The organism is Endozoicomonas sp. ALD040, assembly GCF_049275945.1.
Classification (GTDB): domain Bacteria; phylum Pseudomonadota; class Gammaproteobacteria; order Pseudomonadales; family Endozoicomonadaceae; genus Endozoicomonas_A.
In genome coordinates this window covers 1159348-1182991 of record NZ_CP184829.1, presented here as the reverse complement: position 1 = coordinate 1182991, position 23644 = coordinate 1159348, and the positions used below count along the sequence as shown (strand labels likewise).

Annotated in this window: 10 protein-coding genes; 5 read left to right on the top strand and 5 right to left on the bottom strand. The window is 48.3% G+C overall.

Translation table 11 applies throughout. The features are described 5' to 3' along the window. Positions 1-429: 429 nt before the first annotated feature. The 5 genes from ACOJUN_RS04000 (at position 430) to ACOJUN_RS03980 (ending at position 3712) form a co-directional block, all read left to right on the top strand. On the top strand, positions 430-2166 hold the full coding sequence (locus ACOJUN_RS04000) for a hypothetical protein (protein ID WP_422135379.1): 1737 nt from the start codon (positions 430-432) through the stop codon (positions 2164-2166). A 350-nt stretch (positions 2167-2516) separates the two neighbouring features. Then, the gene (locus tag ACOJUN_RS03995) at positions 2517-2651 is read left to right on the top strand and encodes a hypothetical protein (protein WP_422135378.1); all 135 of its coding nucleotides are present in this window, start codon (positions 2517-2519) and stop codon (positions 2649-2651) included. Next, a complete protein-coding gene (locus ACOJUN_RS03990; protein WP_422135377.1) occupies positions 2639-2866 on the top strand; it encodes a hypothetical protein in 228 nt (75 codons plus the stop codon). Before ACOJUN_RS03995 ends, ACOJUN_RS03990 begins: the two co-directional genes overlap by 13 nt. A gap of 106 nt (positions 2867-2972) precedes the next feature. After that, positions 2973-3332 carry a hypothetical protein gene (locus ACOJUN_RS03985; RefSeq protein WP_422135376.1) on the top strand — a complete coding sequence of 120 codons (360 nt, stop codon included), beginning with the start codon at positions 2973-2975 and terminating at the stop codon, positions 3330-3332. After that, positions 3329-3712 carry a hypothetical protein gene (locus ACOJUN_RS03980; protein WP_422135375.1) on the top strand — a complete coding sequence of 128 codons (384 nt, stop codon included), beginning with the start codon at positions 3329-3331 and terminating at the stop codon, positions 3710-3712. Before ACOJUN_RS03985 ends, ACOJUN_RS03980 begins: the two co-directional genes overlap by 4 nt. 40 nt (positions 3713-3752) lie before the next feature. Here ACOJUN_RS03980 and ACOJUN_RS03975 read toward each other — a convergent pair whose 3' ends face one another. The 5 genes from ACOJUN_RS03975 to ACOJUN_RS03955 all read right to left on the bottom strand — a co-directional run bounded on the left by ACOJUN_RS03975 (position 3753) and on the right by ACOJUN_RS03955 (position 23606). After that, a complete protein-coding gene (locus ACOJUN_RS03975; RefSeq protein ID WP_422135374.1) occupies positions 3753-5885 on the bottom strand; it encodes a hypothetical protein in 2133 nt (710 codons plus the stop codon). A 99-nt stretch (positions 5886-5984) separates the two neighbouring features. After that, positions 5985-8093 (bottom strand): F-box protein, encoded by a 2109-nt coding sequence (locus ACOJUN_RS03970; protein ID WP_422135373.1) that lies wholly within the window; start codon positions 8091-8093, stop codon positions 5985-5987. 150 nt (positions 8094-8243) lie between these two features. After that, on the bottom strand, positions 8244-15605 hold the full coding sequence (locus ACOJUN_RS03965; protein WP_422135372.1) for an AAA family ATPase: 7362 nt from the start codon (positions 15603-15605) through the stop codon (positions 8244-8246). A 95-nt stretch (positions 15606-15700) separates the two neighbouring features. After that, positions 15701-15877 carry a hypothetical protein gene (locus ACOJUN_RS03960; protein ID WP_422135371.1) on the bottom strand — a complete coding sequence of 59 codons (177 nt, stop codon included), beginning with the start codon at positions 15875-15877 and terminating at the stop codon, positions 15701-15703. A 94-nt stretch (positions 15878-15971) separates the two neighbouring features. Beyond that, entirely contained in the window at positions 15972-23606 is a 7635-nt protein-coding gene (locus tag ACOJUN_RS03955; protein ID WP_422135370.1) for an AAA family ATPase, read from the bottom strand. Positions 23607-23644 lie beyond the last annotated feature (38 nt).

Here is a 23644-nt window from a genome sequence, read left to right as displayed (position 1 = left end):
GATTTCAGTACCAGAACATTACTGAACACCGCCAGCGGCAGGGCGTAAACTGGTGACCTGGAGAGTGTGGCTGTACGGGTTTAAACATCAAATTCTGGGGCAGCTTTCTCTTCACATGAATGCCGTGTAGATTGAGAGCATTGAAAATTCATAGGATGTAATAAGAACCTTTGTATTTGATAAGCAGGGGAGTAATTTTCTTTAACAACTTCATATCGGACTGCTGTCAGATACCAGGGGTTCTGTTATCACAGACGCATGAATCACTGCTGGATAGTTGGATTTGAGTGTCCATTAAAACGGAAGAGATTGTTTTTTTTATGCCTATACTAGTGCCTGTCCGAAAATTATCAGGCTCCTGGGGTCAGGCAATTCTGAGCTTTTTTATCTAGAATGGTGCTTTTATCTCTTGGAGCTTAGTTATTTGTAATGAAGAATATCTGCTGCGCCTTTGTTGCTGTCGGCGTTTTTTTGTCAGTTATTAGTCAGGCTGAAGTTCCTTATGCTTCATTATTGGTCTCTGGCAATGGTGTCGATGAAATTCTTTCCTCTTTTTTATCTGACCCTATTCGTTTACCTAAGTCTGGGATTGTTCTGCTGTCTCTGTTAAAGAAGGGAAAAAAAGATTCAATAATCACTTCGCCTTTTTCTGAAGGGGAAGGGTTACAGCCAGATAAAGGAACGGTGTTTACTGGCTATTCATTCGAATTAAACCGTTATGGCGACGAAAACAAGGAGCAATCTAAAACCGACGGTAAATCTCCGCCGCCGCAGCAAGAGCAACAAAGTAAAAAACAAAGTACGAAAGAGCAGGGCATTTCTGGCTCTTCGGGTTCATCAGGCTCTGGTGCAGCGTCAGCATCGGCTTCCGGTAATGATAAGAGTCATGCCAGGCATCTTGAAAAACTGAAAGAAATTCTTAAGGCTGCTGAAAAGTCATTGAAAACAGTAGATCAGAAAAAAAATATTGATGATTTTAATGCAGAATTGGAAAAATTGTATGAGGCAAACCCCGATATTTTGGCAGAAAAAGGAGCTCTGGAAAACAAACAACACCGTGGTAAAGCGATTCTAAGGGTGCTTCAACTTTACTTTCCTGGAAAGCTGGAAAGAGGTGAAATGATACATGTTTTACTTGACTATCCAGGGCTTAGGATATTTTCAATACATATAATCAAATTATTTGCCAAAGTTCTGTTACCTCAAATTGAGTTACCCGAAGGTCTGACCGATCACGAGTTTGTTTACAGGCTTGAGGAAGCAGCTAATCTGGATATGAGAAAACTCATGCATGCTTACCTTGGCTCCTATCATTGTCTTCATCAGCTACTTGCATTGTTTATAACCCAGCTGCCATTAATGACAGCAGAAGAAACAAAAAATTATATTTTTCAGGATAAATCAGGTCACGTCAGTGTTGTTTCTATCAGGAGGAATAGCAAAGGGCATTATCGGTTTTTTTTTGTTGATAGTCTAAGGACTTTTAAGCGCTACCCAGAACAAACTTATTCACCCATGTCGCACCTTGTCGGTTTAGTGCTGACACTGGCGATAAAATATCACGGCTTTACTGATTCCCGGTTTTTCTTTCTGCCTGGACGTCAAGTCAATGACTTTGGTTGTGAGTCATTTATGTTGCACGATCTGAAAACATTGTTGGAATCCCCTATGTTGCCTCAAAACGGTTATTATGTGGACAAAGAAGCCCTTAATGAAGACACCATGATGACGTTTTTTTTGCAGATAATGTATTTAGAGGGGGCCGAACAACTGGGGCGATTGGTAGTCAATGGGGAGGCTAAGGACTTTATCAAAGCAGCAGACAAACCTGCCTTTAATGCGCAAGACCTGGACTTCTTTATTGCTACGGCGATCCGAACCTGGAAGGAATCAGGGCTGGAACAAGATTTGGTTAATTTGTATCAGTTGCGCCAGTTTCCTCTGAGGTTTGCACATCTGACCCAGGGACAGAGGAATCTAAAACGGTTGCTGGATGAATTCCCTGAAGAAAGCCAAGAGGAGGTGAATCAGGTGATCGATGAAACTCGGGGTTTGTTAACCGTCAATGATGGAGCCTGCCATAACGTGAACCTGGCTGCTACTCTGCTGTGGATGAAAATGAATATTGATTTGCTGGATATGAACGGCCACGGTCAGGAAAAATAAATCTGTTCGGACGCTATCCCTGCAACTGCTTCAGCAGATGCAGGCGCTGTTGGTGAAACGGGACCAGAAGCTCGCCGCCCTTGAACACCAGCTGGCCTGGTTTAAACAACAGCTGTCTGGTGAAAATCTGAAAAGCGCCTGATCGAGAACCCTGACCAGTTGTCACCAGGAGCCTGACCGAGATAAGCAAGCACTAGTGCAGCTAAGCTCTGATATCCATACACCCCTCGTTCCCACGCAACAGAGGGTGTCGCAAAACCCGTTCCCCTCCCGTCATTTCCGGCCTCACTCCCGTCATTCCCGCGAAGGCGGGAATCCACACAGACTCATCACCAGAACCATACTGCCCGGTGTCCCCCTGGCCTTTTCATCCGCGAGAAAGCAGAGACCCGCTGTTGGCGCTGGATTCCCGCCTTCGCGGGAATGACGACCTCAGAGTATCGGAACGAGTGGCCTGTATGGATATCAAGGCTTGGCTGCACTAGCTATTGGAAGACTGAAAGATACACTTGCCCTAATAGCTTCAATGAACAATCATACTGGTTATATTTTCCCAGTTTTGATTGTTCCTATGGGAGAAGATAAAGGTCGAATCCAAGATGCAGTAGATAGTTGCTATGAAAGTCATTCTGGATTGAAAATTACTGTTTCTCGTCCAATTAATTATGATCCTGAGAATTTCGAAAAAGCCCTTACTTAATGGCAAGTTCGTTTGGGAGTATCCCGGTTGTGAGTACATAAAGGGCATCCTGAGTACATAAAGGACATCCTGCAGGAAGCTGTCAATAGCATATAGGAGCGCACCAATGAGCAACAATAGCAAATTTGTAGACGAGGCTCTCTCAGATATAGATGATTTAGTTGATAATAATGAGAGCGTCATTAAAATAAAATTGACTGAGCAGCAGATAGAAATGGCAAAAAAATTACAAGCTGCTTTGCATTTTTCAAAACATGTGTTTTTTAATACTCTTGCCAACTATGGGGCATACTCTTGTTCCAAAGATGACTTTGATGAAACCGAATTTCCATCATCAATGGAAGGAGTAGAAATCGACTTTAATGTGTCAACTGAATCAGAAACTGAATTGGAAAAACATCCAGAATATATGAATGAACTTATAACTGTTTTCGGCTTAATCAAAATGAGCCAAAGTTTGTTATGATTACTCTCAACAAGGCTCAAGCAATTAATTTAGCTGACTCAATCGTTTCATTAGATAGTAGAGGCAAACAAGAAATTGGTCGTAGGTTTGCCTACCGGCTGGGGTTCACACCTGGCCCTCTTGGGCCTGATGATGGCATAGATGGTGAGTTTTTACATAATGGATTATTTTGCCATTTTCAATCTAAAATGAGTCGCACACCCTTAGATAAAGATGAAGCAAGGAAATACTACTCAGATATAAAAGCTCATAAAGCAGAATGGAGTATCATGTTATCTGGTATTGGTTTCAAAGATACTTTTTATTCCAGGTTAGATATGCACGATGACTTGCAAAGGGAGAAGATATACCTTCTTAACTTTGGTAGATGTTTTTACTAAAAGTGAATTATTTTTACAAGCAGCTAATAATATCCCGCCTCTATTCAATATCACTTCCATTGATTGGAGTAACTATTAAAGAGAAGCCGAAAGCCATTGCATTGGGTCTGATCTGCCAGAGCGAAAAAACTTCTTGCGCTCTAACACCGCCAGAAGCAGGGCGTAAACTGGTGACCTGGAGATTGCGGCTGCAGGGGCTGAAACAAAATTTCTTAATCCTGCCTTCTGTCGGTAAACGGGCTCTTTCCAGCCAGCTCCCGTCTGCCGTCAATCCGAACAGAATCAGGCTGTGCTCAGCTGTTTTAGGAACCACAGCCAGAAGGCAACCTTCCTGGTTGAAACCTGCTTTCATGATAGAAAAACCGATGCGTTGATTGACCCATTCAACGGCGGCGGGTTCAACGAATGGCTGACCGAAAGATTCAGCAAAAGGCTGACGTTGATAGAGATCAGTATGTCCGGCAGGATCGTTACAAACAATGGTTTCACCGCTGGGACTGGCTATTACCAGGGATTCAGCCGGAAATGTTTGTGTCTTGCCCCAGATTCCGGACGCTGCCTTGCGCCAGATTGCTACGCCGTGCCTGCTTTTTCTGATGAATTCACAAGGGTCCACAGAAAAATAAATCTTACCGCCGCCACACCGGGGCTTCTCCCGTTCAGATCGCTGCCATTTGTCGTCAGTCAATTCCCAGATATCAATACTGTTCTCGGTGGTGATAATCAGAAGACGACCATCGGGGCTAAATTCAGGTTTAAGATCGAAATACCGGGTTGGATGATGACAGAATTCAATGATTCTCTGTTTTTCACGCCACTGCCCTTGCGGGTCACAGGCAAAAATGACGACAAAGAAATAATCCCGCTCAATATCAAACTCACCGGAGTCTTCATCGGCATCTTCAAACCATACGACAAAATGACGGTTATCCGGACTGAATACCACATCAAAATCAATCTCAAAGTTGCTCAATTTTTCGCCACTGGGCGTTTGTTTCAGATTATCAGCAGGATCTGTAACAAAAATGTCACCCGTTTGTGACCAGGATCCATCCTCTGCCCGACTCATCAACGTCATGTATGAGCCACTATAAATCACAAGGTGATTGCTGTCGGCACTGAATAGCTGGTAACGATTACGGTGTGCATTAATGTTGCCTTTATTGACCCACCGCCCATCGGCATCCTGACCGAGAATAGCAACGGTGTGCCCCCATTTGGTACAGACCAGTGACCTGGCATCAGGTGACAGTAGCATTTTAGAGATGCGCTTATTCTTACATTCAGGAAAAACCTCATCCGATGTCAGTTGTTGCTCAACCCAGGAATCGTTGTTGCATTCATAAACAGACAGAAAGTGCTCTTTGCCACTGTATTTTTGGCTAAGAGGTTCCGTTCGCTCAGGGGCTGGTGTAACGGGTTGCGGGACAAATAAAATATAGTCGGCCTGCTGACCGCCATAACTGACCAGTTTTTCGTGTTTGATCTCAGCTTTCCTGACCCAGTGACCATCAGGGTCCGGAGCCAGAATATCACTGAAGTTCTGCGCCTTTTCCTCAATGATAATGGGAATATAATCACGCAGATGATGACGATATTTATGAACATTTAAACTGCCACCAGGTATAAGAGTCAATGCGACCCCATCAAGAATCTGCTGGCGCAAATGGCTGGCATAACAGGCGTAAAAGGCCGGGCCCAGTTGTGCAGGGAAGCGGCGATCAGAAAATATAGGCAATGTTCTGAGATACTCAAGGAGCAAATGACTGGACTGAATGATTGCCCGGCACTGAGTCTGCCTTTGCCTGGTCAGGGAGAGGAAGTGATGGACCTCTTCCAGACCGCATGACCTCAGGCGATCGCCCATTGTCGGCGATGTTTGCCCGAAATGATTGATATCTTCGATGGCTAAATAGCTGGCGATTTTCTCGAGCACTTCCAGAGGCAAGCTGGCCCACTGGCGGTCGAAACAAGTCATAGCCGTTGCTGAATCCGCTGCGGATACGGTTCTCGTCTTGTCCGGCATCCTGACTGGAGTTGACGATGGACTGAGTTTGGGAATGGCATCAGAGACCTCTGCAATGTTTGACGGTGCATCTTGCTTTGCTCTGTTGGCTGGTGGCTCAGTGTCTGGAAAGGGAGTGTTGCTTTTCTCATTAATCCGGCCATCCATCGTAAACTTCTCTCCTGTCATCTAAAGGACTGCATTGAAATTGTCTGGTGGTATGACCTTCAGAAAGGAGAAAAGTTCCATAGACTTTGGCACCAAAGCCTAGTCTGAAAAGTCATCCCGCCCTGCGAAAGCCAGTTCATCGGGCATGATCTGCCAGAGCGAATAAAACTCTCGCCTTCTGGCACAGCTGTCAGGGCGCAAACTGGTGACTTGAATGGAGCGGCTGCACGGGCTGAAGCAAAATTTGTAAATCCTGCCTTCTGTTTGCAAACGGGCCCTTTCCAGCCAGTTCCCGTCTGCCGTCAACCCGAACAGAATCAGGCTGCGCGTATCCGTCTTGGGAACTACAGCCAGAAGGCAACCTTCCTGATTGAAATCTGCTTTTACGATAGAGAACCCGATGCGTTGATTGACCCACTGAACGGCGGCGGGTTCACCGAATGGCTGACAGAAAGATTCAGCAAAAGGCTGACGTTGATAGAGATCAGTGTGTCCGGCAGGATCGTTACAAACAATGGTTTCACCGCTGGGACCGGTTACCACCAGGGACTCAGCCGGAAATGTTTGTGTCACGCCCCAGATTCCGGACGCTGCTTTGCGCCAGATCGTTACCTCACGCCCGCTTCTTCTGATGAATTCACAAGGGTCCACAGAAAATTGAATTTCACCACCGCCGTCTTCGGGCTTCTCCCGTTTAGATCGCCGCCATTGTTCGTGAGTTAATTCCCAGATATCAATACTTTCCTCGGTGGTGATAATCAGAAGCCGACCATCGGCGCTAAATTCAGGTTTAAGCTGGAAATACCGGGTTGGCTGGTCACAGTATTCAATGATTCTCTGTTTTTCACGCCACTGCCCTTGAGGGTCAAAGGCAAAAATGACGACAAAGAAATAATCCCGTTCAATATCACCGTGACGGGAATCATTGCCGGCATCCTCAAACCATGCGGCAAAGTGACGGTTATCCGGACTGAATACCACGCGAAGATCACACCCAAAGTTGCTCACTTTTTCGCCACTGGGCGTTTCTTTCAGATCATCAGCAGGATCTTTAATAGTAATGTTACCCGTTTCAGACCAGGATCCGTCGTCTGCCTTGCTCATCAGCCTGATGCGTGAGTTACTACCGTAAAGCACAAGATGATTGCTGTCGGCACTGAATAGCCGATCAAGAAGACGTGTATTAATGTTGCCTTTATTGATCCACTGACCGTCAGCACCCCGACCCAGAATAGCTACAGCCCGCCACTGGTTAATACAGACCAGTGACCTGGCATCGGGTGACAGGCAGATGCTGGAGATATGCTTATCCTCACATTCAGGAAAAACCTCACCTGTTGTCAGTTGTTGCTCAATCCACGAATCCTTCTTGCGTTCATAAACTGACAGAAAATGCACTTTGTCGCTGTTTTTGTCGCTAAAAGATCCCGTTGGCATAATATCTCGCGGAAAGGGTTGCGGGACAGATAAAATATGGTCGGCCTGCTGATGACCATAACTGAACAGATTACCGTGTTTGATCTCAGCTTCCCTGAGCCAATGGCCATCAGGGTCCGGAGCCAGAATATCACTATAGTTCTCCGCCTTGTTCTCAATGATGATGGGAATATGATCACACAGGTGATGTTTAAGGCTATGAACATTTATGCTGTCAGTGGGTATAAGGGTCAGTGTGACCCCATCAAGAATCTGCTGGCGTAAATGGCTGGCATAAAAGGAGTAAAAGGCCGGACCCAGTTGCGCGGGGAAATGGCAAACAGAAAATATGGACAATGTCCTGAGGTACTCAAGGAGTAAATGACTGGACTGAATGATTGCCCGGCACTCAGTCTGCCTTTGTCTGGTCAGGGAGAGGAAGTGATGAACCTCTTCCAGACCGCATGACCTCAGGCGATCGCCCATTGTCGGCGATGTTTGCCCGAAATGATTGATATCTTCGATGGCTAAATAACTGGCGATTTTCTCCAGTACTTCCAGAGGCAAGCTGGCCCACTGGCGGTCGCAGCCAGTCATAGCCGTTGCTGAATCCGTTGCGGATACGGTTCTCGCCTTGTCTGGTATCCTGACCGGAGTCGACGATGGACCGAGTTTGGGAACGACATCAGAGACTTCTGCAATGTTTGACGGTGCATCTTGCTTTGCTCTGTTGGCTGACGCGCCACAATAAGGAACGGGTTCGTTTATCTTCCCGCCAGTCAGACCATCCATAGTTAACCTCTCTGCTCTCATTCGTGAGACTGTCTTGAAATTGTTTAATGATTTGACCTTCAGACAGGAGAAAAGTTGCATTTGGATGCTTTCCCGTAACCATATAGGAAAGTCAATGATCTTGAAAAACTCATCACGGTCAAACGCTTATCAACTACCCAATGACTCATAAATCGAATTTAAATTCACGCTGCTCAAAAACTCTTCGAGAATGGTTGTCATCTCCCGGGATTTGAGTATCAGAGCATTATTGGTATTTTGTGCCCGCATTAAGTAGGCATCCTTAACAGACTTCTGAAACAAAAAAGAGCTGTTAATATTACACATCATGTCAAACAGGATCTCTGGTGAAGATGGATCATGAGCGCCATAGTAGCCGTCATTCTCAGATTCCGCGACGCAGGCATCGCCCCAACAAAAACTTAAACAACCGCCTTTCGAGTGTGTCACTTGATACAGGTAATAAGTGAAGGCTTGCAGAATTGCGCTCATGCATCTGTTTTTTAAATCATCCAAATGCTGTTGGACCTCTGACTGCACCTCAATGGACTCTGGTCTCATCTTTTCCAACAACTGCTGCAGTTCAGGGCTGTTCTTAACTATTCGGTGAAACAGAACATCGCCCATTTTATTAAGCTCTGTTCCGTACCAGTCAGGTTGCCCCAGGATAATCACCGGACGGTGGTTATCCTTGCCTGTGGTTAACTGTACAAACGCAGGATGGTGCAACAGCATTCGTTCTATATTCGGAATGCCCCCGGGTTGATCGGTCCAGGCGGTCCGTATAGATGAGCTGACAATGTTACCTTCCAGAAATGGCGAAAAACCATCATGAGAATCAGTGATGAAAAAGATACTGCCTTCTTTCTCCCGAAGTCTTTTATGAGCCAGCAGAAACGCCTGACTATTTTTTTCCCTGGACAAAAAATGCTCATACCACTTTTTCAGACAACGGGCGGCCTCAACCTTCAGTTGATCAATGCCTTCCAGACGCACCAATAACTCATGATGATTATGGGCCCATACTAAATGGCTTTGTGAGAACGGCACCGGATGCAGCCAATTCAATGCCATGGCTTTACGCGCAAACTGAAGAACCGAAGGATTGGTCAAGTCACTGTGCCCCAGTACAAATTCTATTGCAAGCAGCCACTTGTCATGAGTTACCCCGGCCTGCTCAATCAATTTTGAATGGAGTAACTTTAGTGGTTCAGTGACCTTATCTTCATCACTGTTGGACAATATTTGTATGACTGCCTCCGCTATCCATTTAAATGCCTCCTCGTAAGAGCCCAATACTTCTGTTCCCAGTGACTCAATCACTGAGATGCCCATGGTAAAGGCGGTTAAATTTTTTTCCTTCCAAAGGTTATTTAATAGTTCGGAAATACTTAGATCGGTTTCTGGCAATACGCTGTTTGTCTCAAGGGCCTTTTTCAGTTCCTCAAGATTTATTCCACAGGCTTTGGCCAGAGTTTGCAGTTGTGCTGAATCAGCCCGTTTCAGGAGATTCTCAATCTGCTTTAATGCAGTGCTGGAACCGGGAAACCTGATGTTGGGCTGAAAGGCAGGTGTGATTTCTGTTGGCACTACAGGCGCTCCGCCCAAATCCACGGGCTTCCAGGTTTGGCCGTCATCCCCGGAGTACTCGGCAAAGCTATGGATGCGGTTATCAATTTGCCGACATGGAATCCCGAAATAACGACAAAAAGCAATAAAAACAGGCACACGATGGCGACAGCTGCCTTGCCGCTCTGTTACGAGAAATTCAAAGAAATTCTTACCAGGCTCTGGTGCAGCCTTACCGGAAAACTGTTGGCAATAGTCTTTTATCGCCTCAATGCGTTGCTCCGTGTTTTTAGCGTCTTTTATTGTCTCCAACAGCACCTTTACTTCGGATGTTTGTTCGCCAGTGGTCTCAAACAATTTGTCCAGTACTGTTGTCATACCTTCTGAACAACTGTGGTCAAAAAGTATTGATCGTTCTGGTCGGGCGCCTTTAGCCGAAGTCTTTTTGTCGGGTTCTACGACATAAGTCACTTGAATACTCTGCCTGGCTTTTGCCTCTGGAATAGTCAATAAGTGAAGCCCGGTGTATCGGTCCCTGATCAGGGTGAATGCCAAATCGGGCTCGATACGCAGGGCCACGATGTAATCCTCAGGCGTCAGGCTGGGTAATGCACATTGACCATTCGCCGGTGACACCTTCAGGGTTGCCAGCGTTTGATTGCTGGTTAATCTCACTTCCTGGCCTTGCCCCGGCAATCGTGCAGGCATCAGGGCTTCGACCCTTTGAATGTGTTTATCACTGATCTCGATCAGTTTGATGTCACCCTCAGGAGTTACATGAATATCCTTTGCCCGCCAGCGATACATCCGGGAAGAGGGCGTCTGCGTATTAAAAACTTTATAGTCTTCAACGACAGGCTTCTTCTGGTTCTCATAGTTTGTGCTCCAGTCCAATACCTCAGACTGTTTCTCGAAGGCTTGTGGGATGTATTTTTCAGAATCGTCAGCCCGATGGTCCGGTTGCGCACTTATCTGCTGCCAGAACGCAGGCCACCATTTAACGGCATTGGAATTCCACGAGTTTATCTGCTGGTCAGCCTCCTGAAGATAAGATTGGTTAGCTGGCATTTTCAGTGTTTGTTCCTCTTCTTTTGTCAGGGGGAATACACTGTTGGCGTCCACGTCCGAGCCACCAAACTGACGATCAAACCAGCTTTTCTGCCAGTGTCGGTACAGTGCCCGGGTGAGAATATCGTCTGACTGGTCCGGCTTCAGGGGAAGACCGGATGCCCGCCATTCTGCCTGAGCCACCCTCCTGATGATTTCCGTTTTGACTTTCTTTTCATGCAGATGAGTGTTGATACAAATTTCATGTTTTTTTTCATCCATACTGTTGCGGTTACTCTGTCGTATCAACCACGGGCGATTAATGCGCGTTACTGTCTGGTAGAACCAATGGCACAGTACAGGATCAAGCGCTCCTTCATCCATGGCAAGAGTCGATGACTCAGGCAGTTGCTCCAGTGACAGGTCGGCGGCCATCAGATAAAGTCGGTAGTGCTGATCGAAGCATTGATGAAGTCTTTTTTCGCTAAAGTCGCTCCTTTTCATAACAGCCCTGGCGACCTTCTGTAAATCAAGGCTGGTGGGCTGTAACGGCAGGTTTTTTCGTTGCAGGTCGGCCCTCAATCGACAATGTTGCTCAGTCAGCTTTTTAGCCGCGAATTTCCCCTCCGTGGTCTCTGGCAAGACTTTTTCGGCAATGGTCTGCAATTCGGTCTGGTTATACTGGCGGATCGGCAAATGTCTGAAACGTCCTTTCAGCGCCGGTGATAAGGGTTTTCGCCCACTGTAGTCAGGCGGGTTGATGGTGGCGAACAGATGGAAACCCGGATGGGCATCACCGGCCAGAATATCGTTTAACTCACCTTCCAGATGCTGGCTGTCGATCAGATTCATTTCCGAAATCACCACGATGCCACCGTCGACTTTTGCCTTCCGGATCGCTTCACACACTTTGTCCCAGGAACAATCACAGGCATTCAGGAGAAAGACTTCCGGCATGGATTCTCCCCGTTGCTCAGCCTGCTGCCTGACACTTTCAATCATCAGGTTCAGCGTGACATCCTTACCCCGTCCAGCCGGGCCTTCAACCAGCGTCGCCTGACGGCCGCCGTGTTTTCTGCCGAGATGATAAGCCTGCTGACAGCGGCTTAAATCCTGCCCAAGCCGCTGCACCAGCTCAATGACTGCCGATCCGGAGGTATCAAACTCAGGTCGGGTTTGTTCGGTGAGTTGTATGAAAGGCTGCTGTATATCCTCCAGGTTCTGTGCACGAACTCTGTCGCTCAGGGTGTTGTCCGGGTGGTAGCGGGCAGCAAACCAGATCTCCAGTGCTGACAGGGCATCCTGATGAGTTTCGCTGATTTCGCTACCCAGTACATCCCGGAAACTTTGTTGGATCAAACTGTTCACTTGCTCACAGCTAACACTGTCTCCTTTGGATAACGCACGATCCAGATACCAGCCCACCCAACTGCAGATATCCGTTAAATCCCTGGGAGTGAACTCATGTTCGGGCAATAGTTCCGGATAATATTGCCAGAGTGCCATCACACTCTTGGTGGCAGTGTGTGCAATGTCGTTTATTTCAGGCTCCGACAGATGTCGCTGTAACTGATTGACCAGAGCCGGTTCCACCACTCTGTCGCGAAGGAAAGCTTGATCCAGGCGTGGGTAGTAAGCCCTGGGCAATTTCTCTTTCAGGGTCGGGTCCATTTGGCGTCCGGCGTAGTGATCGGGGTTGCCGGTGAGAATCACCCGGTGTTTTGTGCTGACCGGAACAGGATGACCGTTCACATAGATGCAGGGTTCCGGTTCCCACAAGCCATTCAATGACGCCAGTAATCCGGTTTTGGCGAGGTTGGCTTCATCCAGAACCAGTGTGACATAGCCTCCGTCTTTGTCGGATTCGGTATTGGCCCATTCCATCAACGCCCGGTTTTGCTCCGCCATAGAGCGGTCGCCATCGTCGTGTTCTTGCCACTGCCAGCGTTTCATCAGGGTCTGTTCGCTATCAGTAGGTCCAAGGGACAACACCGAAGCCTGCCCTGAAGCCTTCGCCATTGTGGCAGAAAAGTAACTTTTCCCAGTGCCGGTTTCTCCCTCAAGGAAGATAACGGGAGAGTCCGTAAGCCGGTCATGGAGTCGGGATAAACGACGACTTTCACGATCCTTCTGACTCATCTCGCCGTGATAAAGATCCCAGGCCAGTGCTGACAGAGACCTATCGGTGGAGCCCGACCATTTCAGTGATTCAGACAGTTGATGTTTTATGCGTTCAATGCCTGCTGCCTCGGAATTTGTTGTTCTGGCAATGTGAAAACAATCGCTGGCCAGTGCGTGAATGGCATCGGATCGGGTTTGTCCTGATGGCAAAGGCAATTGCCAACCGGAAGCCAGTGCATCTTGCAAACGTTTGATCTGTCTTGCTGGCCTGATGGCTAACGGTTGATATTGCTCCGCTGCCTCCGGATCGACTTGCAACTGATGTGCCATTGCCTCTCGTTCAGGCACATGGGCAACGATCATGGCACAGAGCCTGTCCAGAGCTTCATTATTTTCCTGTCGAAATGGACTTTCATAGGACAGTTGTAATGCTCCATTAAATACTGCCGGGTCAAAGGCTCTGGCCAGTTGCCACAGGTTCTGCTCCACAAACGCTCTATTCAGCCGCAGAGTACTGTTAATGATGTCATTTAAGTGATCCGGGTCTACCGAGGCAGTTTGATTCTCATCCGGCGTTTTATCCGGTAACAAGTGCCAGCAAGCCACTTTCATAAAATCACGCACGGGCGGATGTTGCCGGGTGCCATGGGTGATGACGCTGTTGATGGCCTTGCGCCAGTGGCACGGCAGGAGTTGCAGGGAGCGGTCAACCTGCTGTGCTCGCCGGGCAGCCAGTATCAGGTTACTCAACAGGCCTTCGGTCATTTCCGGCAAAGGGTTACACAGGTGGGCAGGTACGGTTTCAGACGCTTCGTAAAGCAAGTGCAGAGCCTGTTCAGGCAGTCCAGCGCGGGAGATATCATATTTGAGGGCATTGATATCCCAGAGATTGACCTCAGGACACGATTTTCCCCTGGCAATCATCGAACGCAATACTGAAGAGGCGCTGTTCACGGACTCAGGCCAGAGTAGAGTGACATTAGCCTGTGGGTAGGCCTGTAATTGGCCATTGACCAACAGAGGTTGTCCAAGCATCAGGGGTTCCAGAAGCTGCTGAAGCTTTGGGTTAGTTTCGAGTCCCCGGAATACCACCGGCTTGCCAGCGCTTAATGCCTTCTGTAAGTCACTCTGACGTCGTCCAAAATGAGCCTGTTGTTCCGAGGCGATATAGATGTTATCAAACAGCTGGCTAAAGCTGGTCTGGTCATTGACCTGAATGACCAGAGGTGTTTCCTGATGACTATTGATCCACTGACTGGCCTGGGCGTGCTGCTGATAACTGACTGCACTGAAGGCAGACTGATCTCTGACATTGAGCAGAGGATGCTCATCCTTTTCTGACACTCCCAGAGCTTTCGGCTGCTGTTTTGAATGAGTTACCTGAAGCTGTGGCTGCAAATCTGTCGTCTCGCGAATCGTCTGCAGTGAACCCAGTAAACGAAACCATAGTGCCACAGTGAGTGGGGACGTTACTGTAACTGCACCACCCGCCCGAATTTGCTCCAACAGACAGGTGTTAGGAGCTGCATAACCTTCCGGGGCAATGGCAATCGGGCTCAGCCATTCCGCGATATTACTCTGGTTAATGATGATCGGGCCTGGTGCTGTGTGCTTTTTATCAGGTCCTTTGTCAGCTTTTTTGTTGCCTTCTTTGTCGCCTTCTTTGTCACAAGAGCGGGACAGGCTTTGGAACCGTGAACGAAGCTCTTCATTCCGTACCGGCATCTGATAAAACTGAACATCGTCGGGTAACTGACAGATCTTCCCGTTGCTCTCGAAACATTGTTGCGCCAGCATCTGTCGAATTGTTTGTTCAAAGGCCAGATCCTGCCAGTTGGCTCCTTTCAGAATCACTCTTTGTCCGGCCCTTAATGACTCAAGCCTGCCGGGGAGGTGCCGGATTCGCCCCTGTTGATCCACTCCGGGGCCGCCCAGCAGCAACTGTCGCCAGTGACTGTGCAAGTGACAGTCAATAAGAACAGTATTGTTGTCATCCGTCGTGCGTTCGGAGCAGGGGAGTTCAGTCAATACCGGAGGAACTTTGTCGATCTTCATCGATGGATCATTGCCAGTCTTTGCGTCGAACTGCCAGGTATTTTCCGGTCGATTAACTCGCCGCCAGAAATCAGCCCCCGGTGCGACGGCCCCCGGTGCGACGGCCCCCGGTGCATCGTCAAGCTGGCCAATCGATGCCAGCTGGGCAGGGGCTGCCAGGACCCATAGAGAAACATGCTCGCCCAGAGGGCGTTTCTTCTGGCTGACTTTGTCATAAAGACAGGGATTATCCGGGTCCAGCAGATCGTTAAATTTTGGCAGTTCATCACTGGTGAGTTTGCGGATATCCATCACCAGTGTCAGTGGCTTTGAACTTTCAAAGAGCTTGCCAGACCCCAGAGTGTAGCGACCATCGTCGGCAATACTAAACCGGCTCACCAGGTTAGCCTGTGAGAGGTCATCGGGGTGGGCAATAAGAATGACGTCCCTATGTTCATTAGAGGTTTGGGCAACTAAAAGCCGTCGAACCTCATCATCATTGGCGACAAAACGGAAATCGAAGCAATAAGGGGCCTTTTGGAGCGAGGAATCCACTGTGGATACGGTTCTCTCTTTGTCAGGCAAGTCAATTGGAGGTGAAGATCTAGTAAGTTCGGGAGTGACAATGGGACAGATAGCCAAATTCTCTGACGATGAAGCCAGATTTGCTCCTGTGGCTGGCACGCCACTGTGTGTGTCTGGAAAAGGTTTGCTGATTTCTACTTTAATCTGGCCATCCATAGTCAATCTCCCTACTGCCATTTGAAGGACTACATTGAAATTGTTTGAATATTTGACCTGCAAAATGGATGAAAGTTCTATTTGAATTTTGCCGGTCAAGACTGACGGTCAAGATTGAGACACCCATAGAAAATTACTTCAGTGCAGATTCCTGCATCATTATTTGCCTCTGATGATAAATCCTGCTTTGCTAACCTGGCTGCAAAGTCATTATGAAAAAGATTATCATCAAGGGCGTGTTTGTTTGTAGCTGGAACAATCCGACCATCCATAGTCAGTTTCCCTCCTGTTATCTGACAGGCCTTTATTAAAATTGCTTAATGATTTGGCCTTCAGACAGGAGGAAAGTTCAATTTGGTTTAGAAGTCACCAAAGTCGAAAAAATCCATCATAATCAGACTCTAATGCCGTATCCAGTGAGTCATAAAGCGAATTCAAATTCATGCTGTTCACAAACTCTTCGGCAATTTTTGTCAGCTCATTGTTTTTGAGAATCAGAGCGTCACTGGCGTTATGTGCATGTCTTAAGTAGTCATCCTTAATAGCTTCCTGCGACCAGTCAGAGCTCCCGATCAAAGACATCATGGCATATAGCTCTCCCGGTGAGGATGGATCATGAGCGCCAAAGCTGCGATCATTTTCCCTCCAGTCGCTAGGATAGGCCCAACAATAGGTTAAGCTCCCAACGTTCGAATGTGTCATTCCATACAAGTAATGAATAAAGGCCTGTTGAATCGCTTTCTTGCATTCTTTTTTATAGCGAGACACCAGAAGTTTTTCCCTGGATGTGACCTCATTGGACTTCAGGAAGGATTGGTACTTGCTGTTGATATCAAGCTTTTCTTTCCTGCTATCCGTTGCCATTAAAGCATCACGTTGTCGTTTTTCCATTGCCTTACATTGATTGATTTTTTCGAACATCTGCTTAAAATCCGGGCTGTTCTCAAGTTTCCTTTGAAACAGAGCTTCGGCCTTTTCATTAATCGCTTTGTTCCTCGGGGAGATTTCTCCCAGAATAATCACCGGACGGTGGTTCCCCTTACCCGAGTTTGACTGCATAAAGGCAGGTTGTTGCAACAATATTCGTTCTATATTCGGAACGCCCTCTGGTTTGTTCGTCCAGGCAATCTCTATGCTTGGACTGGCAATTTTATTTTTAAGGAATGGCGAATGCCCGTCATGATGATGAGTGATGAAGAGAGTGTTCTCTATACTCTTTTGGAAGCTTTCATAATCCTGCTGCCATTGCTGGTTATTTTTTTCCCTGGACATCAATACCCCATACCACTTTTTCAGGCAATGAGCGGCTTTAATGTTCAGTTCATCGACACTTTCCAGACGCACCAATAGTTCATGATGTACAGAGGCCTGTATAAGCTCTGTTTTATAGGACAGCACTGGATCCAGCCAACCCGATTCCAGGGCTTCACGGGCAAAGTGAATAATTACAGGACGGGTCAAATCACTGTTTGCCAGTACGTCCACTATCGAACACAACCACTGTTCAGGAGGTGTTCCGACCTGATCGATCATTTTTGAATGGAGTGACTTGAGTTGTTCACTGACCTGATCTTCATCACTGCTGGACAATATTATTTTGAGGGCCTCCGCCATCGGTTTATATTGACTTCCGTATTCAAACACTTTACCGACCAATGCTTTCTCGTCTTCGCCGAATGCTTCTGTCTCCAGCGACTGAAGCATTGAGGCGCCAATGGAGAATCTGGTTAAATCTTTTGCCTCCCAAAGGTGTTTCACAATTTCGAAAGTACCTGGAATTTTTTCTGACAATGCACTGCCTGTCTCAAGGACTTTGTTCAGTTCCTCGAGGCTCATACCAGAGGCTTCAGCCAGAATTTGCTGTTGTGCTGAATCAGCATCTTTCATGACATTTTTCAGGAGACCCCTGGCCTGCCTTGACTCATTGCCAGAGCAACGGACCCTGCTGACAGGCTGGAACTGAGGCATGATTTCAGTTACCTCGACATCTGCTCCGTCCAACTCCGCTGACTCCCAGGTTTGGCCTCTATCCAGGGAATACTCAGCAAAGGCGTGGACACGGCTACTGATTAGCCGACATGGAATGCCAAAATAACGACAAAAAGCAGCAAAGACAGACGCACGATGTATACAGCCACCTTGCCGCTGTGTTACGAGGAAATGAAAGAAATTTTTATTGTGCTCTGGCAAAGCATCACAGGAAAACCACCAGCAATAGTTCTCGATCGCCTCAATGCGTTGCATCGTGCTTTTAGCGTTTTTTATTCTCTGCAAAGGCACCTGTACTTCGGTTGGTTGTTGCTCAATGTTATCAAGCACTCCCTTCAGTACTGTTTTCATAGTTTCTGAACAGCGGACGTCAAAACGTGTGGATTGTGCTGGTCGGACGTCTTCAGCAGGTATTTTTTTGCCCGTTTCTCTGGGCTCTACGACATAAGTAAATTCAATACTCTGGTTGGCTCCGGAGTTTGGAATAAACACTGTGTGAAGCCCGGTATAGCAATCCCTGAACAGGGTCAACGACGAATGGGGTTCTGTACGCAGGGCCAGGATACAGTCGTCAGGCACCAGGCTCGGCAATGGGTACTGACCATTGTTTGATGTCATCTTAATGGTTGCCAGCGTCTGGTTGCTGGCTAATGTCACTTCCTGGTCATGCTGTGGTAACCGGTCCGGTATGAGAACTTCGACCCCCTGCATGTGTTGATCACTAATATTGATCCATTTGACATCGCCTTGAGCAGACACATAAACATCCCATGCGCCCCAACGATCCATCCGGGAAGAAGGGTTCTCCTTATGAAAAACTATACGCTCTTCAACGTGTCGCTTCTTCTGGTTATCGTTGTTCGTCAGCTGTTTCAATGTCTTAGCCTGTTCCTCGTAGGTTTCTACCATGTATTTTTCAGGCGCCTTATCGTAAACAGTCAACGTCTTGTCAACAGGTTGTGACTCATGGTTTTTTCTCTGATCCAATGCCGGAGCCTGTTTCTCGTCGACTTCTGGCTTGTCGTGTTCAGGAGCCTTATCACCGCCAATAGCGGATGCTTCTTTGATAAAATCGTCTGCCAGATGGTTCGGCAGATCACTGATCTGATGCCAGAACGTAGGCCGCCATTGGACTTCACCGGCTTTCCACGCCCTTATCTGCTGATCAGCGGCCTGAAGATAAGGCTGGTTAGCTGACATTTTCAGCGTTTGTTGCTGTTCTTCCGTCAGGGGAAATACGCTGTTAGCGTCCACGTTCGTCTGGCCAAAATGATTGCTAAACCAGCTTTGCTGCCAGTGTCGGTAGAGTGCCCCGGTGAGAATATCGTCCGAATTCAGGGGAAGGCCTGATGACTGCCACTTTGCCTGAGCCATGCTCTTGATGAGTTCCGTTCTGGCTTCCTTTTCATCCAGCTGAGTGTTAACAAGGATTTCATGTTTTTTTTCATCAACACTGTTGAGATGACTGTCTCGTATCAACCACGGACGATCAATGCCCGATACCGTTTCGTTGAACCAACGGCAAAGTCCGGAATCAAATTCACTTTTCCCCATGGCAAGAGCCGAAGGCTTGGGCAGTTTCTCCAGCGTTATGTTGGCAGCCATCAGATAAAGTCGGTAGTGTCGATTGAGACATTGATGAACGGCTTTTTCACTAAAATCGCCACCACTGGTGATAGCCCTGGCAACATTCTGTAAATCAAGACTGGTGGGCTGCAACGGCAGTTTTTTGTGTTGCAGGTGAGTCCTTAAACGACAATGTTTTTCTGTTAGCATTTTAGCGGCGAACGTCCCTTCTGAGGACTCTGGCAACACTTTTTCGGCAATGGTCTGCAATTCGGTCGGGCTGTACTGCCGGATCGGCAAATGTCGAAAACGCCCTTTCAGCGCCGGTGATAAGGGTTTTCGCCCGCTATACTCTGGCGGGTTGATAGTGGCAAACAGGTGGAAACCCGGATGAGCATCACCGGCCAGAATACCGTTTAACTCACCTTCCAGATGCTGGCTGTCGATCAGATTCATTTCCGAAATCACCACGATGCCGCCTTCCTCTTTTGCCTTCCGGATCGCTTCACACACTTTGTCCCAGGAACAATCACATGCATTCAGGAGATAAACTTCCGGCGTGGACTCTCCCCGTCGCTGAGCCTGCTGTCTGAGACTTTTGATCAGAAGATTCAGCGTAGCATCTTTACCTCGCCCAGCCGGGCCTTCAATCAGTGTTGCCTGACGACCGCCGTGTTTTATCTTGCGATGATAAGCCTGCTGACAGCGACTAAAATCCTGCCCAAGCTGTTGCACCAGTTGACTGACTGCCGATCCGGAGGTATCAAACTCAGGTCGGATTGCTTTGGTTAATGTTTCGAAGGTCTGCTGAATATACGGCAGTGTATGGTTATGAACTTTGTCACGCAGGGAGTTGTCCACTTCGTAACGGGCAGCAAACCAGATTTCCAGTGCCTGCCGGGCATCCTGATGAGTCTCCTTGATTTCGGGACCCAGAAGATCCCGAAAACTTTGCTGGATCAAACCGTTCACTTGCTTGCAGGTAACATTGGCACCTGCGGGCAGCGTACGATCCAGATACCAGCCCACCCAACTGCAGATATCCGTTAAATCCCTGGGGGTAAACTCATGGTCTGGCAAGAGTTCCTGATAATATTGCCACAGTGCCATCACGCTCTCGGCGGTAATTCGTGCAATGTCGTTTATTTCAGGCTCCGACAGATGTCGTTGCAAGTGATTGACCAGAGCCGGTTCCACCACTCTGTCGCGAAGGAAAGCCTGATCCAGACGTGGGTAGTAAGCCCTGGGCAATTTCTCTTTCAGGGTTGGGTCCATTTGGCGTCCGGCGTAATGATCGGGGTTACCGGTGAGAATCACCCGGTGTTTTGGGCTGACTTCGACAGGATGACCATTCACGTAAATGCAGGGTTGTGGTTCCCATAAGCCGTTCAATGATGCCAGTAATCCGGTTTTGGTGAGGTTAGCTTCATCCAGAACCAGGGTGACATAGCCTCCATCTTTGTCGGATTTGGTATTGGCCCATTCCATCAGCGTCCGATTTTGCTGTGTCATAGAACGGTCGCCGTTGGCGTCTTGTTGCCAATGCCAGCGTTTCATCAGGGTCTGTTCGCTGTCAGAAGGTCCAAGGGAAATGACCTCAGCCAGCCCTGCAGCTTTGGCCATTTTGGCAGAAAAGTAACTTTTCCCGGTGCCGGTTTCTCCCTGCAGGAATATAACGGGGGAGTCTGTGAGCCGGTCGTGGAGTCGGGATAACCGACGACTTTCACGATCCTTCTGACTTATCTCGCCATGACAAAGATCTTTGGCCAGTGCTGACAGGGGCTTATCAGCGGAACCCTGCCATTTCAGTGATTCAGACAGCCGACTTTCTATGCGTTCAATGCCTTCTGTCTCAGAATTCGCTGTTCTGGCCCTATGAAAACAATCGGTGACCAGTGTCTGAATAGCATCGGATCGGGTCTGCCCTGATGACAGAGGTAAATGCCAGCCAGAAGCCAGTGCATCTTGCAAACGTTTAATCTGTCCTGTTGGTCTGATGGCTAACGATTGCCAGGGCTTCGCTGCCGACGGTTCGACTTGCAACTGGAACGCTAAAGCGTTTCGCTGTTGCTCAGGCCCACAGGCCACGATGATGGCACAGAGCCTGTCCAGAATTTCTTTTGCATCCCTGTATGGCAATGGATTTTCATAGGACAGTTGCAATCCTTTAATCAATCCAGCGGCCCTTAATACCTCCGGGTTAAAGGCTCTGGCCAGTTGCCACAGGTTTTGCTTCACAAACGCTCTATCCAACTTCGGGGCACTATTGATGACGGCATTTAACCGATCCGGGTCTACCGAGGGAGGTTGATCCTTATCCGGTAACAAGTGCCAGCAGGCCACTTTCATAAAATCACGCACGGACGGATTCTGTCGGGTACCATGGGTGATAACACTATTGATGGCCCTGCGCCAGTGGCAGGGCAGCAGTCGTGAGGACTGGTCAACCTGCTGTGCTCGCCGGGCAGCCAGTATCAGGTTGTTCAATAACCCTTCGGTTATTTCAGGCAGAGGATCACACAGGTTGGCAGATACCGTTTTAAAGGCTTTGTAGAGTTCATTAAGTGCCTGTTCCGGCAGCTCAGACCGGGAGATTTTATGCTTGTCCGCATTGAGATCCCAGAGATCGACCTCTGAACAAGGTTTACCTTTGGCGACCATCGAATTAAATACTGAAGAGGGGCTTTTCACAAGCCCGGGCCAGAGTACGGTGACATGAGCCTGTGGGTAGGTTTGTAATTGGCCATTCAGCAACAGAGGTTGCCCAATAATCAGGGGTTCCAGAAGCCGCTGAAGCCTTGGGTTAGTTTCCAGCCCTCTGAATACCACCGGTTTGCCAGCGGTCAAAGCCTTCTGCAAGTCACTCGGACGTCGTCCAAAATGCGCCTTTTTTTCCGAGGTGATGTGGATATTATCAAACAGCTCGCTGAGGCCGGATTGTTCATTGATCTGAATGACCAGGGGGGCTTGCGGTTGATGACTAATCCAATAACTTGCCTGGGCATGTTGCTGATAGGTCACCGTGTTAAAGGCACGGTGATCGCTGACTTTTTCCTGTGGCTCGGGCAGAGGGTATGCATCGTTTTCTTCCAACCCCAGGGCTTTGGGCTGCTGTTTTGAATGAGCTACCCGAAGTCCGGGCTCAAGGCCGGTCGCCTCACGAATCGCCTGCAGTGAGCCCAGCAAATGAAACCAATGCGCCTCAGTGAGGGGAGAGGTTACGGTAACGGCACCACCGGCCCGAACCTGTTCCAACAGACAGGTGTTGGGGACTGCATAGCCTTCCGGGGCAATGGCAATCGGGCTGAGCCATTGGGCAATATTACTCTCGTTAATGATGATCGGGTTGTCTGATAAAGAATGGGACAGACCCCGGAACAGTGAATGAAGCTCGTCCTTCCCTACCGGCATCTGATAAAACTGAACATCGTCGGGTAATGGACAGATTTCCCCATTGCTCTCAAAGCACTTCTGCGCCAGCATTTGCCTAATCGTCTGTTCAAAGGCCAGATCCTGCCAGTTGGCTCCTTTCAGAATCACTCTTTGTCCGGCCCTTAATGACTCAAGCCTGCCAGGGAGGTGCTGGATTCGCCCCTGTTGATCCACTCCGGGGCCACCCAGCAGCAACTGTCGCCAGTTGCTGTGCAAGTGACAGTTAATAATAATTGCATTGTCGTTTATAGCACTTTCGGCACTGGTGCATTCAGGTAATAAGGGAGGAACCTCGTCGATCTCTATTGATGGGTTCTTGCCGGTTTGCGCATCGAATTGCCAGGTATTTCCCGGTCGGTTAATTCGTCGCCAGAAATCAGCACCGGGTGCCTCGTCGCTTTGGCCAACCGATGCCAGCTGGGCAGGGTCTGCCAGGACCAATAGAGAAACATGTTCGCCCAAAGGGCGTTTCTTCTGGCTGACTTTGTCGTACAGGCAAGGGTTATCCGGGTCCAGCAGGTCGTTAAACTTTGGCAGATCCTCGCCGGTGAGTTTTCGGATATCCATCACCAGCGTCAGTGGCCTTGAACCTTCAAAGAGCTTGCCAGAACCCAGAGTGTGGCGACCGTCGGTGGCAATGCTCAACCGGCTCACCAGATTAGCCTGTGAGAGGTCATCGGGATGGGAAATAACGGTGACATCCCGATGTGCATCGTCGGTCTGGGCACTTAAAAGCCGACGAACTTCATCATCACTGTCAACAAAACGAAAATCGAAGGAATGAGTCGCCTTTTGGCGCGGGGAATCCGTCGAGGAGACGGTTCTCTTTTTGTCAGGCATCTTCTGCGAAGATGGCGATCTCTTTAGTTGGGACCTGACTTCAGTGCAGATTCCTGCATTATTATTTGCCTCTGATGATAAATCCAGCTTTGCTAACCTGGCTGAAAAGCCACTATGAAGAGGGTTATCATCAAAGGCGTGTTTGATTGTAGCTGGACCAATCCGACCTTCCATAGTCAGTCTCCCTCCTGTTATCTGACAGGCCTGTATTA